The organism is Roseovarius sp. MBR-79 (genome assembly GCF_053628555.1).
Genome location: NZ_JBRJGP010000017.1, coordinates 1 through 12,904, shown reverse-complemented (window position 1 = coordinate 12,904; position 12,904 = coordinate 1). Strand labels below are relative to the sequence as shown.

Annotated in this window: 13 protein-coding genes, 1 other RNA gene and 1 pseudogene; 9 read left to right on the top strand and 6 right to left on the bottom strand. The window is 66.6% G+C overall.

The features are described 5' to 3' along the window. Positions 1–9 precede the first annotated feature (9 nt). From proC to ACSSV8_RS15700, 5 genes are all read left to right on the top strand, one after another. Entirely contained in the window at positions 10–825 is an 816-nt protein-coding gene (proC, locus tag ACSSV8_RS15720) for a pyrroline-5-carboxylate reductase (RefSeq protein ID WP_454283082.1), read from the top strand. Continuing rightward, positions 818–1,156, top strand: a complete 339-nt coding sequence (locus ACSSV8_RS15715; RefSeq protein WP_454283081.1) for a tRNA-binding protein — start codon at positions 818–820, stop codon at positions 1,154–1,156. Before proC ends, ACSSV8_RS15715 begins: the two co-directional genes overlap by 8 nt. Beyond that, positions 1,153–2,109: a 2-hydroxyacid dehydrogenase gene (locus ACSSV8_RS15710; RefSeq protein ID WP_354540352.1), complete on the top strand. Its 957-nt coding sequence runs from the start codon at positions 1,153–1,155 to the stop codon at positions 2,107–2,109. The genes ACSSV8_RS15715 and ACSSV8_RS15710 overlap by 4 nt, the downstream gene beginning before the upstream one ends. A gap of 90 nt (positions 2,110–2,199) precedes the next feature. Next, positions 2,200–3,321: a beta-ketoacyl-ACP synthase III gene (locus ACSSV8_RS15705; protein ID WP_454283080.1), complete on the top strand. Its 1,122-nt coding sequence runs from the start codon at positions 2,200–2,202 to the stop codon at positions 3,319–3,321. A 114-nt stretch (positions 3,322–3,435) separates the two neighbouring features. Next, positions 3,436–3,894: a hypothetical protein gene (locus ACSSV8_RS15700; RefSeq protein ID WP_354540350.1), complete on the top strand. Its 459-nt coding sequence runs from the start codon at positions 3,436–3,438 to the stop codon at positions 3,892–3,894. Between the two features lie 6 nt (positions 3,895–3,900). Here ACSSV8_RS15700 and ACSSV8_RS15695 read toward each other — a convergent pair whose 3' ends face one another. The 4 genes from ACSSV8_RS15695 to ACSSV8_RS15680 all read right to left on the bottom strand — a co-directional run bounded on the left by ACSSV8_RS15695 (position 3,901) and on the right by ACSSV8_RS15680 (position 7,084). Next, positions 3,901–4,230 carry a DUF1294 domain-containing protein gene (locus tag ACSSV8_RS15695; RefSeq protein WP_454283079.1) on the bottom strand — a complete coding sequence of 110 codons (330 nt, stop codon included), beginning with the start codon at positions 4,228–4,230 and terminating at the stop codon, positions 3,901–3,903. Positions 4,231–4,268: 38 nt separating this feature from the next. After that, positions 4,269–4,862 (bottom strand): recombination mediator RecR, encoded by a 594-nt coding sequence (gene recR, locus ACSSV8_RS15690; RefSeq protein WP_454283078.1) that lies wholly within the window; start codon positions 4,860–4,862, stop codon positions 4,269–4,271. Positions 4,863–4,932: 70 nt separating this feature from the next. Further along, positions 4,933–5,277, bottom strand: a complete 345-nt coding sequence (locus ACSSV8_RS15685) for a YbaB/EbfC family nucleoid-associated protein (RefSeq protein WP_354540374.1) — start codon at positions 5,275–5,277, stop codon at positions 4,933–4,935. Between the two features lie 67 nt (positions 5,278–5,344). After that, entirely contained in the window at positions 5,345–7,084 is a 1,740-nt protein-coding gene (locus ACSSV8_RS15680) for a DNA polymerase III subunit gamma/tau (RefSeq protein ID WP_454283077.1), read from the bottom strand. Between the two features lie 118 nt (positions 7,085–7,202). Between ACSSV8_RS15680 and ypfJ the strand changes: the two genes are divergently transcribed. Together ypfJ and ACSSV8_RS15670 are read left to right on the top strand one after the other, a co-directional pair. Next, positions 7,203–8,039, top strand: coding sequence for a KPN_02809 family neutral zinc metallopeptidase (gene ypfJ, locus ACSSV8_RS15675; protein WP_454283076.1), 837 nt, complete (start codon positions 7,203–7,205; stop codon positions 8,037–8,039). A 6-nt stretch (positions 8,040–8,045) separates the two neighbouring features. Then, entirely contained in the window at positions 8,046–8,540 is a 495-nt protein-coding gene (locus tag ACSSV8_RS15670; protein WP_454283075.1) for a protein-tyrosine phosphatase family protein, read from the top strand. On the opposite strand, the gene ffs is transcribed toward ACSSV8_RS15670, so the two are convergent. Then, an RNA gene (ffs, locus tag ACSSV8_RS15665) (signal recognition particle sRNA small type) lies at positions 8,527–8,624 on the bottom strand. The two genes, ACSSV8_RS15670 and ffs, sit on opposite strands and share 14 nt — an antisense overlap. 129 nt (positions 8,625–8,753) lie before the next feature. Then, a pseudogene (locus ACSSV8_RS15660) lies at positions 8,754–10,487 on the bottom strand (bifunctional 2',3'-cyclic-nucleotide 2'-phosphodiesterase/3'-nucleotidase); the annotation flags it as partial. Between the two features lie 303 nt (positions 10,488–10,790). On the opposite strand from ACSSV8_RS15660, the gene nudC reads away from it, so the two are divergent. Together nudC and ACSSV8_RS15650 are read left to right on the top strand one after the other, a co-directional pair. Further along, positions 10,791–11,762 carry an NAD(+) diphosphatase gene (nudC, locus tag ACSSV8_RS15655; RefSeq protein WP_454283074.1) on the top strand — a complete coding sequence of 324 codons (972 nt, stop codon included), beginning with the start codon at positions 10,791–10,793 and terminating at the stop codon, positions 11,760–11,762. 46 nt (positions 11,763–11,808) lie between these two features. Next, positions 11,809–12,276, top strand: coding sequence for an SRPBCC family protein (locus ACSSV8_RS15650; RefSeq protein ID WP_454283073.1), 468 nt, complete (start codon positions 11,809–11,811; stop codon positions 12,274–12,276). Positions 12,277–12,904: the final 628 nt, after the last annotated feature.

The following is a 12,904-nucleotide window of genomic DNA, read 5'->3' as shown; positions in this document are numbered from 1 at the left end:
GGGGCGATCATGGCGATGACAGAGGTGGCCGCGCGCGGTCTGGTCCTTCTGGGCTGCGGCAAGATGGGCGGCGCGATGCTGCGTGGCTGGCTCGAGGGCGGGCTGGCCCCGGAGGCGGTGCATGTGATCGACCCGCACCCGTCGGACTGGCTGCGCGGCACAGGCGTGGCAATCAATGCCGAGTTGCCCGAAAGCCCGGCCATCGTGATCGTCGCGGTCAAACCGCAGATGATGGGTGCGGCCCTGCCCACGCTCAAAGGCTACGGCAACGGCGCGACGCTCTTTGTTTCGGTCGCGGCGGGCACGTCCATTGCCACCTACGAGGCAATGCTGGGGGCGGCCACGCCGGTGGTGCGCGCCATGCCCAACACGCCCGCCGCCGTGGGGCGCGGCATCTCCGCGATTGTCGGCAATGCCCATGCCACACCCGCGCATCTCGATCAGGCGGAGGCGCTCTTGCGGGCCGTGGGGCAGGTGGTCCGGCTGGAGAGCGAGGATCATATGGACGCGGTCACCGGCCTGTCGGGGTCCGGCCCCGCCTATGTGTTTCACATGATCGAATGCATGGCGCGGGCGGGGGAGGCCGAAGGTCTGGCTCCTGCGCTGGCCATGCAACTGGCCCGCGCCACGGTGGCGGGGGCCGGCGCGCTGGCCGAAGCCGCAGACGAGATGCCCGCACAACTGCGCGAGAATGTCACAAGCCCGAATGGCACCACGCAGGCGGGGCTTGGCGTGCTGATGGATGAGGCCACGGGCCTGCCGCCGCTGATGGCGCGCACGGTGGCGGCGGCGACGGCCCGCTCACGGGAGTTGCGCGATGACTGAGATCACCTTCGACGATTTCCTCAAGGTGGATATCCGCGCGGGCCGGGTGATCCGGGCAGAGCCTTATCCCGAGGCCCGCAAGCCCGCGATCAAGCTCTGGATCGATTTCGGCCCCGGGATCGGCGAGAAGAAATCAAGCGCACAGATCACCGCGCATTACACGCCCGAGGGGCTGATTGGCCGACAGGTGCTGGCGGTGGTGAATTTCCCGCCCCGGCAGATCGGCAAGTTTCTTTCCGAGGTGCTGGTTCTGGGGGTGAGCGACGCGGCGGGCGGGATCGTCCTGATCGGACCTGACCTCGATGTGCCCCTGGGCGGGAGGCTCCATTGAAAAGGATCCTTATCACGAGGCCGATGCCGCAGCGCGTCACCGAGACCGCGCGCGCGTTCTTCGAGGTCGAGATGCGCGAGGAGAACACGCCGCTGAAGCCGGGCCAGATGAAGGGCGCGCTGGCGCTTTATGACGGGATCATGCCGACGCTGGGCGATATGTTCACGGCCGACATCTTTGCCGAGGCAGAGGGCAGCCGTTGCCGCATCCTCGCCAATTTCGGGGTGGGCTATAACCATATCAACGTGGCGGCGGCACGCGCGGTGGGCATTGCCGTGACCAACACGCCGGGGGCCGTGACCGACGCGACGGCCGATATCGCGCTGATGCTGATGCTGATGAGCGCGCGGCGCGCGGGCGAGGGCGAGCGGCTGGTGCGCGCAGGGCGCTGGACCGGCTGGAATCCGACGCAGATGCTGGGGCTGCACATGACCGGCAAGACGGTGGGCATCGTCGGCATGGGGCGGATCGGGCAGGCGATTGCGCGGCGCTGTCATCATGGGTTCGGGATGGAGGTGCTTTATTACAACCGCTCCCCCAAGGCGGTCGATCTTCCGGCGCGGCAGGTCGAGAGCCTGACGGCACTGGCGGGGGCGGTTGATTTCCTCGTGGTCGCCGTGCCTGGCGGCACCGAGACGCGCAACATCATCGGGTCCGAGGTGTTGGCCGCCATGCGCCCCACGGCGCATCTGGTCAACATCGCGCGGGGCGACGTGGTGGACGAGGCCGCGTTGATCGAGGCGCTTGGGCAGGGCAGGATCGCCGGGGCGGGGCTTGACGTCTACGAGCGCGAACCGGAGGTCCCCGAGGCGCTGCGGGCGCTGGAGACTGTCACGCTGCTGCCGCATCTGGGCACCGCCGCGCTGGAGGTGCGCGAGGCGATGGGGCTGATGGCGGTGGAGAACCTGCGCGCCTTCTTCGCGGGTGAGGCGCTGCCGAACCCGGTGGGATGAGTATTTTCGGAACAGTGAAGCGGGGCGATGTCCTGCTTGACGGGGCGGCGCGTTTCCGGTGATCTGGCCTGAAACCTGAGGAGCAAGACCATGGTGCAGCCCGCGATTACGGGATCGGGTGTGTTCACGCCGCCGGAGGTGATCACCAACGAGGAATTGGTGGCGACCTACAACGCCTATGCCGAGGCGTTCAACGCGCGTCATGCGGCTGAGATCGCGTCGGGCGGGATCGAGGCCAAGGGGCTGTCCTCGCCGGACTTCATCCTCAGCGCCTCGGGGATCGAGCGGCGCCACGTGATGGACAAGGCGGGGGTTCTGGACCCGGAGGTGATGCACCCGCTGTTGCGCGCGCGCAGCGATGACGAGCCGGGGATCATGGCGGAAATGGCGCTTGAGGCCTGTGGCGAGGCGCTGGCGCAGGCGGGACGGGAGGCGGGCGAGATCGACCTCGTGATCTGCGCTGCGTCCAATCACGAGCGGCCCTATCCGGCGGTGGCGATCGAGATACAGGCGTTGCTCGGCGCGGGCGGGTTTGCCTTTGACATGAACGTGGCCTGTTCCTCGGCCACGTTCGGGATTCAGGCCGCCGCCGACATGATCCGGGCGGGCAGCGCGCGCCGCGCGCTGGTGGTCAGCCCCGAGATCTGCTCGGGGCATCTGGAATGGCGCGACCGGGATTGCCATTTCATCTTCGGCGATGTCTGCACCGCGCTGGTGATCGAGGCGGCGGAGGAGGCGGAGGGCGCGCATTTCCGCATCCTCTCGACTCGCTGCGCCACGCAGTTTTCCAACAACATCCGCAACAACAACGGTTTTCTGCGCCGCTCGCGGCCCGATGGCATGGCCGACCGGCGCGACATGCTCTTCGTGCAGGAAGGGCGGAAAGTGTTCAAGGAGGTGTTGCCGATGGTCTCGGCGCATATCCTCGGGCACATGGCGGAGGATGGCGTGACGGCGGCGGATCTGCGGCGTCTCTGGCTGCATCAGGCCAACAAGACGATGAACGATTTCATCGGCCGCAAGGTCATGGGGCGTGTGCCGGAGCCGCAGGAACAGCCCAATATCCTTCAGGACTATGCCAATACCTCCTCTGCGGGGTCGATCATCGCCTTCGCGCAGCATTCGGGCGACCTGCAAACCGGCGACAAGGGTCTGATCTGTTCTTTCGGGGCGGGGTATTCGGTGGGGTCCGTGCTGGTGGAGCGGGGCTGAGGCGGGCGTTCACCCATTGCTGTTCAACGCATGATTTGAAAATGACATTCCGGAACAGACGGTTTAAGGCAAAACCTGCCCTGCGAAAGACGGGCTGTGACAAGGGGTCGAGGTATGTCGGTGATCGGAAGCTATCTCAAGAAGCACACCGAGGCGCTGGTCAAGGACGTGGGCATCGAGGCCGCCTGCAAGCTGACCGGCAAATCCAAGGCGACGCTGGGGCGCTATTATTCCGATCACGAGGAACATGCCGATAGGTTCATGCCGGTGGATGCGGTGGCAGCCCTTGAACAGGCGGCGAGTTATCCGCATGTGACCTCGGCGCTGGCGGACCTGAAGGGCATCAACCTGAGCCTCACCGAGAGCCTGCGCAACACGCGGGAGCGGGCATCGGTCAACAGCGACGTCATCGCGCTGGCGCAGCGGTTTGCGATCCTGATGGGGGAGTATCAGCAAAGCATCGAGGATGGCGTGATCTCTGTCAACGAAGCCAAGCGGCTTTTGCGCGAGACAACCCATCTGCAACAGGTTCTGCTGGAGATGAAGCTGAACCTCGAGGACGAAGTGCACTGAGCGCGGTCAGCCGAAGAGCGCGGTTGTGGTGTCGAGCAGGAGCGCCATGACCTGCGCGCGAAAGCCCGGGATGAGGAGCGCCGAGGCAAAGGCGAGGTGCAGCACCATGATCGCGTTCAGCGAGCTGCGGAACGGCTCCTTGCGGGTCTTGTGCCGGAACACACCCTGACCGGTCTTGGCACCGAAGGCACCCCCGACAAGACAGAGCGTCAGAAGCGTGCTTTCGGGCACGCGCCAGCGGCGCTGGATGGCGCATTGCTTGTCCCACCAGAACAGGCCGAAGGTCAGGATATTGAGAACCCCAAGGTAAAAAAAGGCGAAGGCCAGGGGATGCATGGCGTCTTTCCGGGTGGTGGATGGTCAGCGGCGCAGGCTCAGAACGATTTGCGCGCCGCGAGCGCCGCGCTGATCGTGCCATCGTCGAGATAGTCCAACTCGCCGCCGATGGGAACACCCTGTGCGAGCGATGTGAGCGACACTTTGCCTTCAATTTGATCGGCGATGTAATGCGCGGTGGTCTGGCCGTCGACGGTGGCATTGAGCGCAAGGATCACTTCGGTGATGCCTTCGGCCTCGATGCGGGCGACAAGCGCGGGGATGCGGAGCATGTCGGGACCGACCTGATCGAGCGCCGAGAGCGTGCCGCCAAGCACGTGATAGCGGCCCTTGAAGGCGTGCCCGCGTTCCATCGCCCAGAGATCGGCCACGTCCTCGACCACGCAGATCTGTCCATTGGCGCGTTTGGGCGCGGCGCAGATGTCGCAGACCTCTGCCGTGCCGATATTGCCGCAGATGCGGCATTCGCGCGCGGTTGCGGCGACGCTTTGAAGGAGGTCCGCCAGCGGCGACAGCAGCAACGCACGCTTGCGGATCATGTGCAGCACCGCGCGCCGCGCCGAGCGCGGGCCAAGCCCCGGCAGCCGGGCCATCATGTCGATCAGGGCGTCGATGTCGCGGGTGCTGCTCACGCGAGTGGCTCCGGGGAGGCGGGCGGTTTCGCCTTCGGCGAGAGTATTTTCAGGAACAGTGAAACACGGCTCAGAACGGCAGTTTCATGTCCTTGGGCAGGCCCATCGATTCGGTGAGTTTGCCCATCTCTTCCTTGACCTTGTCCTGCGCGCGTGATTGCGCGTCCTTGATCGCGGCAAGGATCAGATCCTCGACCACTTCCTTGTCGTCGGCGTTGAAGATCGAGGGGTCGATGTCGAGCGCCTTCAGCTCGCCCTTTGCGGTGCAGGTGGCCTTGACCAGCCCGGCACCTGATTCGCCGGTGACGGTGATCTGATGCATGTCCTCCTGGAGGGCGGCCATCTTCTGCTGCATTTCCTGGGCGGCCTTCATCATCTTGGCCATGTCGCCCATCTGTCCCAGACCCTTGAACATGTCGGTCATCTCCTGCTGAATGGTTCGCTGCGGCTTTAAGCATATCGCGCGCGGTTTGGCGAGGCGCTCAATCCTCCTCGAACGGATCCCATTCCTCGCTCACCTCGGGCAGCGCCTCGGCATCGGCCTGCGAGGCGATGTCCTGCGCGGTGCGGATGTCGCGGATCGCGGCCTTGGGAAAGGCGTCGAGCACGGCGCGCACCAAGGGGTGTTCGCGCGCCTGCGATTCAAGCGCGCTTCGGGCCGCCTCGCGGGCTTCGCGCAGGGTGGGGGCGGTGGCGGAATTGACGAGGCTGACGGCCCAGCGTTGCCCGGTCCAGCGTTGCAGCGCGGTGCCGAGGCGCTGGGCAAGGTCGGCGGGGGCGTCGGGCGTGGGGGTGAATTCGATCCGGCCCGGGCGATAGGCGGCGAGGCGCAGGCAGCCCTCGACCTCGATCAAAAGGCGCGCGTCGCGCTGGTCGCGGATGAGGTCGAGCACCGAATCGAAGGTCGCATAGGCGGCGAGGGCCGTATCCTGCGCGGGGGCGGCGGCGGTGACGGGACCCGCGCCGTGATGCGTGCTCATGCTCGCGCGGGGGGCGCTGGCCGTGCCTTGCGGCGCGGCGCGCGGGCCGGATCCACCCCCGCCGCCCCCGGTCGGCGGCTGGGCCTGCAACTGGCGCACAAGGTCTTCGGGTGCGGGCAGATCGGCCACATGGGTGAGGCGGATCACCGCCATCTCGGCGGCCATCATGGCGTTGGGGGCCTGCGCCACCTCGTCGAGCGCCTTGAGGAGCATCTGCCACATGCGAGTGAGCACGCGCATCGGCAGCGCACCCGCCATGCCAAGGCCGCGCGCGCGCTCGTCCGGGCCGATTGTCGGGTCCTCGGCGGCGCCCGGCGTGATCTTGACCACGCTGACCCAATGGGTGATCTCGGCCAGATCGCGCAGCACGGCCAGCGGATCGGCACCCTCGGCATATTGCGCGCCCAGTTCGATCAGCGCGCCTGCCGCGTCGCCCTTCATGATCAGATCGAAAAGGTCGAGCACGCGGCCCCGGTCGGCAAGGCCCAGCATGGCGCGGACCTGCTCGGCCGTCGTCTCACCCGCGCCATGCGAAATCGCCTGATCGAGAAGCGAGGTCGCGTCGCGGGCCGAGCCTTCGGCGGCGCGGGTGATGAGCGCGAGCGCCTCGTCGGTGATCGCGGCCCCCTCGGCCCCGGCGATGCGTTGCAGGAGACCGATCATCACCTCCGGCTCGATCCGGCGCAGATCGAACCGCTGACAGCGCGAGAGGACCGTGACCGGGACCTTGCGGATCTCGGTTGTGGCGAAGATGAATTTCACATGGGCGGGCGGCTCTTCCAGCGTTTTCAAAAGCGCGTTGAAGGCCGAGGTGCTGAGCATGTGCACCTCGTCGATGATGTAGATCTTGTAGCGCGCCGACGCCGCCCGGTAATGCACGCTCTCGATGATCTCGCGGATGTCGCCCACGCCGGTGCGGCTGGCGGCGTCCATCTCCATCACATCGACATGGCGGCCCTCCATGATTGCCACGCAATGCTCGCATTGCCCGCAAGGCTCGGTCGTGGGACCGCCCGCGCCATCGGGGCCGATGCAGTTCATGCCCTTGGCGATGATCCGCGCGGTGGTGGTCTTGCCGGTGCCGCGGATGCCGGTCATGATGAAGGCCTGCGCGATGCGGTCGGCGGCAAACGCGTTTTTCAGCGTGCGCACCATCGCGTCCTGGCCGACGAGATCGGCAAAGGTCTCGGGGCGGTATTTCCGCGCGAGGACCTGATAGCCGGTATCGGGGGCTTGGGACATGCGTGGGGCCTTTCTGACTCGTCTCCCCAGACCCTAAGGCCGGGGGCGCAGGCCGTCCACCTTGCTTTTTGAGCCGGGCGCGGCAAACATCAGGGCAGGTCACGAGGGGGGATCGGTGATGAGGTTGAAGGGCATCGGACGCAGCCGCAACGTGGAGGACCGGCGCGGACGCGGTGGCGGCGGCGGGGGGGCGAAGATTGGCGGTCTGGGTCTCCTGGTGGTGCTGGCCATCGGCTATTTCGCGGGGATCGACGTGACGCCGCTTCTGGAGGGACAGGGCGGCGCGCCGCGCGAGGCGCGTGCCCCCACCCCCGGAGAGGAACGCGCGGCCGAGTTTTCCGCGCGGGTTCTGGCCACGACCGAGCAGGTCTGGGAGCGGGTGCTTCCCGCGCAGGTCGGGCGCGACTATCGCCCGCCGGTTCTCGTGCTTTATTCGGGCGTGACGCAAAGCCCCTGTGGCGGGGCCTCTGGGGCGACGGGGCCGTTCTACTGTCCGGCCGACCGCAAGGCCTATCTCGACACGGAATTCTTTGACACGCTGGCGCGGCAACTCGGGGCCGAGGGCGATTTCGCCGCCGCCTATGTGATCGCGCATGAGGTGGCGCATCATGTGCAGAACGAGCTTGGCATCCTGCCCGAGGTGAACCGGATGCGGCAGGCGTCGGGCGAGGCAGAGGCCAACGCCCTGACGGTGCGGCTGGAATTGCAGGCCGATTGCCTTTCGGGGGTCTGGGCGCGGGCGGTTGACGGGTTGCTGGAGCCGGGCGATCTGAAAGAGGCACTCAACGCCGCGCGGATGATCGGCGACGATCATCTGCAACGCCGCGCGGGGCGGGTGCCCAGCCCGCACACCTTTACCCATGGCACCTCCGATCAGCGGGCGCGCTGGTTCGCGCGCGGCTACGAGAGCGGCGAGATGGCGCGTTGCGACACGTTCGGGGCCGACCGGCTCTGACGCGCCGTGACCGGGTTTATCATTCACGCGTTGCATGTAGGCGGGGGCACGCTGGCGCTCGCCCCCCTGCCGGGGGCGGGGGGGGAGTATGCCGCCGACATGGCGCATCTGGCGGACTGGAAGCCCGCGCTGGTCATCTCGATGACGACCGGGGCCGAGATGCTGGCTGCCGGGGCGGGCGATCTGGCGGCGGATGTGCAGGCGGCGGGCACGCGCTGGATCGGCGTGCCGGTGGCGGATTACGGCGTGCCGGGCCCGGATCAGGCGCTGGACTGGGGGCAGGCCAGTGCCACGGCGCGGGCGGCGCTGGCCGGCGGTGGCCGGGTGCTGGTGCATTGCCGGGGCGGCTGCGGGCGTTCGGGCATGGCGGTCTTGCGGTTGATGGTCGAGGCGGGAGAGGTGCCGGAGGCGGCGCTGGCGCGGTTGCGCGCCCTGCGGCCCTGCGCGGTGGAGACCGACGCGCAAATGGCATGGGCGATGCAGGGAAAGGTGAGAGGCTGACAACGACCCAAGCGGGGCTCGTTACGGCTGCTTCCTTCCGGACCTGACCGGGTTGGCGAGGTGCCTGCCCGCGCCAACCTCTCGCCGGCGGATATAGGCGGCTGCGGCGGGATTCGCAAGAGAGGGGTGCGCGGCCCGAGGCAGCGGCAGGGCGAGGTGCAGGAAGCCTTTCGCGTCAAGGCCGTGATCCTGCGCGCCGAGGGCCTCGATCTCTTGCGGGTAGGCGCGCAAGCCGGGCCCCGTCTCGATGGTCACGCTTGTGTCGGGCAGCGGCGCAAAGCGCCATGTGCCGGGGGGCATGGGCGCAATCGGGCCCCGACTGGCGACGTGATCGGCGATCAGATCACGGATCGGGCGGGTCGACTGGTGGATCACGCGACCCTCGGCCAGGGCCGGAAACGGCCCGCCCCCCCAGGCGCGATAGGAATTGGTGGCGATCACGAAACGGTCGCTATCGGCAACCGGACGGCCGCGATGCGTCAGGTCGCGGATGCGCCGCGCCTGCGGTGAGACCAGCACACCGTCAAGGTCATACCGGGCCGGAGAGGTGAGGTCGATGGCATAGGACAGCCCCTCGATCACGTCGAAGACATGGCCGGGTATGGCGGGATCAAGCAGCGTCTGGCCGGGCGCGCCGGGGGTGATGCGGTTGAAGCAGATCGCCGCGCGTTCGAGCCAGTCGCGCAGGTCCGCCCCGGTGACCAGGAGGCCGTAGAGCGTGTTGGGAAAGCCGTAGAGATCGGCGATGTTTCGCAGCCGCACGGGGCCTGCGGGGATGTCGGTGAAATGATCCGGGCCGCCGCGCCCGCCGGTCTTGAAGGGGGCCGAGGCTGACAGAAGCGGCAGCGCGGCATAGGGTGTGTCGCGGATGGCCTCGGCCAGCGCCGCCGCCTGCGCGGTGTTGACGAGGGCAAGGCCCGGATCGTCGCGCACCAAGGCCAGATAGCTGTGCAGCGGTGCCCGCGTCTCGCCAAGCGCAGGCTCGGTCAGGCGCAGGGTATGGGCATGGGCGCGGGCCAGCGCGCGGGTGAGGCGTGGGCAGGGCGTGGCCCCGGCTGCGAGGTGCAGCGTGACCGCGTGGCCCGTGACCTGCCAGCCCCGCGCGCCGCGCCCGAGGTGCAGGTCGATCTGCCCGAGATGAGAGGCGGCATAGCCCGGCTTGACGCAGGGCACGCCGCAAAGCGTGCCGCGCGCCATATCCGCGCCTTCGGTGCCCGCGTGGTCAGACCCCGGAAAAATCCGGTGACTGTGTCCGGCGATGAGTGCGTCGATACCGGGCACACGCGCCAGAGCGCGCGCCGCGTTCTCCATGCCGGGACGGTCGGGGCCTGCGTCAATGCCCGTGTGGGCGAGGGCGATGACCATATCGGCCCCGCGCGCGCGCAGCTCCGGCACCCATTGGCGGGCGGTCTCGATCATGTCGCGGGTGGTGATACGGCCCGCGAGATGGGCGTGGTCCCAGACCGTCACTTGCGGCGGGGTAAGGCCGATCAGGCCGATGCGGATCTCGTGACTGCCGCCGTCGGTGGCGCGCAAGTGGCGGGTCAGGATCGTGACGGATGGCAGGAACGGCGTGTCCTCGAGCGGTGATCTGCCGGTCGCGCGCACGGCATTGGCGCAGAGCACCGGGAACTTGGCCTGTGACAGGGTATCGCAAAGCCAGTCCAGACCGAAATTGAACTCGTGGTTGCCAAGGGCGGCGGCATCATAGCCCATCAGGTTCATCGCCCGGATCACGGGATGGCGGCCGCGCCAGCCATTGCCGGGCCGCGCCGTGAGGTCGGTGAGCGGCGTGCCTTGCAGGAAATCGCCATTGTCGAGCAGCAGGCAATTCTCCGGCCCCGCCTGTGCGCGGGCCTGCGCGATGAGCGTGGCAAGGCGCGCAAGGCCGACGGGGGTATCGTGCCGACTGGTGAAATAATCCTGTGGCAGGATATGGCCATGCACGTCCGAGGTGGCCAGCAGACGCAGAGTGAACGTGGGGCCGGTCGGGGACTGCGTTTCGGTGGCGGGCACGGGCTGGAACACGGGTCTGACCTGCAAATCGGGCTGGAGGGGAGGCGACCTTGCTCGCCAAAGGCATCAGGGGCAGGAAGCGACCTGCATTGAGATAGGATAAGATGTTATTTTGACATTCAATATTCTTTAAGTTGTGTTTCAGCCTTGTGGCGACAGTGTGAACCATTGGTTAGGCTGTCTTGCCTTGCGCGCCGGGCTGGTGTCTTTGGACCCAAGCGGAACGGAGGGCTCATGCGGCAGGCGGAAGAGGTGACATTCGGCGGCTCGGGGCTTGACCGGGCGGACGATATTCGCGGCGATGACGGCGCGATTGCAACGGCGCTGGCCGAAGGGCGGGCGCGCGCGGTGGTGCTCTGGCGCGGCAAGCCGCTTCTGGCCGGACCGGCGCTCGATGCGCTGGTCACGCTCTCCCCGGATCACCCCGTTCTGAAGCGCTACAAGATGCCGCCCGTTCTGCTCGGACGCGCGGCGGGGGGCGATCTTGTCCTTGCGCATGACATCTCGGCCTGGGTGCCGCCGGGGCTTGATCCCGATCAGCTCGATACCTTCCTCGACGCCTCGGAACAGGCGCATCCCGACCTGCCCGAGGGGGCGGTCTTTGCCGAGTTGCGGCGCGTGATGAGCACGCTTAGCCCGCGCGATGCGGAACTGGCCGCGACCGCCAAGGCGGTGTTTGGCTGGCACGAGAGCCACCGCCATTGCGCGCGTTGCGGCGCGAAAAGCCGGATGATCCGGGCGGGCTGGCAACGGGCCTGCGATGCCTGCGGCGCGCAGCATTTCCCGCGCACCGATCCGGTCGTGATCATGCTGATCACCCATGGCAATTCGGTGCTGATGGGACGCTCTCCGGGCTGGCCCGAGGGGATGTATTCGCTGCTTGCGGGTTTCGTCGAGCCGGGCGAGACCGTAGAGGCCGCCGTGCGCCGCGAGGTCCGGGAAGAGGCGGGTGTGCGCGTCGGAGAGGTCAGCTATCTGGCAAGCCAGCCCTGGCCGTTTCCCGCCAGCCTGATGCTCGGCTGCCGTGGCGAGGCGTTGAGTGATGCGATCACCATCGACCCGAAAGAGATCGAGGCCGCGCGCTGGATGAGCCGTGAGGAAATCCTTGCCGCCTTTGCCGGGGAACATCCCGAGGTTCTGCCCGCGCGCAAGGGGGCCGTGGCGCATTTCCTGCTCAGGAACTGGCTTGCCGACCGGCTCGATTGAGGCGAGAGTGGCACCGGGCAGGATCAGCGGCAAAACGGGACGAGTAATGGAGTTCACCAGCAAGGAAGACATCGAGGCACCGATCGAGCATGTCTTTGCCGAGATAACGGATTTCACGCGGTTCGAGCGCGCGGCGTTGCGCCGGGGCGCGGATGTGCAGCGCACGGACAGCCTGAAAGCGCCGGGCGTCGGCATGAGCTGGCGCGCGACGTTCAAGCTGCGCGGGCGGATGCGCGATCTGGCCGTGCGGCTTGCGGACTACGACCCCCCGAACGGGATCAAGGTTGCGGCCGAGGCGACGACGCTGGAGGGACGCATGACGGTGGGCCTCATCGCCTTGTCGCGTGCGCGCACACGTCTCACGGTCGATCTGACGCTAGAGCCTCGCACGCTCGCCGGACGGCTTATCGTGCAATCGCTCAAGCTGGCCCGTGGGAACATGTCCAAACGCTTTCGCCTGAGGGTGGCGGAATACGCGATGGACGTGGAAGAGCGCTACAAGCGCGCGTCCTGAGCGCCGTGGGCGCAAGCCGGGTGTGATGCGGCTGGGGGTATGCGGTGAGGGGCTGGTTGGAGTCCAAAGTGGACGGTCAGCAACTACACGATTACGATCGCTATTGATACAGAAGAAGATGGAAATTTATCTGGCTATAGAGTAAATGTTCGGAAACATGGAAACGAATGGTCGGAGATAGCAAGCCTTGTCTGAAAAGAAGTTTGAAGCTGGCCATTGCCCAAAATGCGGATCTGAACGTGCAGATGTAGTCGCAGAACATAAGGAAGAATATCACGAATGTGATTTTGATGCGGAGACTTATTTTCGCGTCTTGGAATGTCGTGGTTGTGGCCAACACTATTTCAAATCAGTGAGTTCGAACTCTGAGGATTGCCGATATTACTTCGATGAGGAACGTAGAAAAGATGTGCAAGAATACATCGAAACTATTCACTATTGGCCGCCTGCGGCAAAGCGGCGACCGCCGGAATGGGTCAGCGATATTGGTTTTGAAGATCGAGTTCTTGCTTCATTATTCGGTGACGTATATATGTCACATCCCGGAAGGTAGTATGGCTTCTTCCTGAACAACTGCGGCTTGAGTTTGTGCCAGTCCTTCATCGCCTGCAAGGGCGACCTGCTGCCC

Excerpts from the sequence above, each read along its gene's own strand:
- ypfJ (WP_454283076.1), top strand. The coding sequence starts at position 7,203 with ATGAGGTTGAAGGGCATCGGACGCAGCCGCAACGTGGAGGACCGGCGC.
- ACSSV8_RS15700 (WP_354540350.1), top strand. The coding sequence starts at position 3,436 with ATGTCGGTGATCGGAAGCTATCTCAAGAAGCACACCGAGGCGCTGGTC.
- ACSSV8_RS15715 (WP_454283081.1), top strand. The coding sequence starts at position 818 with ATGACTGAGATCACCTTCGACGATTTCCTCAAGGTGGATATCCGCGCG.
- ACSSV8_RS15705 (WP_454283080.1), top strand. The coding sequence starts at position 2,200 with ATGGTGCAGCCCGCGATTACGGGATCGGGTGTGTTCACGCCGCCGGAG.
- proC (WP_454283082.1), top strand. The coding sequence starts at position 10 with ATGGCGATGACAGAGGTGGCCGCGCGCGGTCTGGTCCTTCTGGGCTGC.
- ACSSV8_RS15650 (WP_454283073.1), top strand. The coding sequence starts at position 11,809 with ATGGAGTTCACCAGCAAGGAAGACATCGAGGCACCGATCGAGCATGTC.
- ACSSV8_RS15680 (WP_454283077.1), bottom strand. The coding sequence starts at position 7,084 with ATGTCCCAAGCCCCCGATACCGGCTATCAGGTCCTCGCGCGGAAATAC.
- ACSSV8_RS15685 (WP_354540374.1), bottom strand. The coding sequence starts at position 5,277 with ATGTTCAAGGGTCTGGGACAGATGGGCGACATGGCCAAGATGATGAAG.
- ACSSV8_RS15695 (WP_454283079.1), bottom strand. The coding sequence starts at position 4,230 with ATGCATCCCCTGGCCTTCGCCTTTTTTTACCTTGGGGTTCTCAATATC.
- nudC (WP_454283074.1), top strand. The coding sequence starts at position 10,791 with ATGCGGCAGGCGGAAGAGGTGACATTCGGCGGCTCGGGGCTTGACCGG.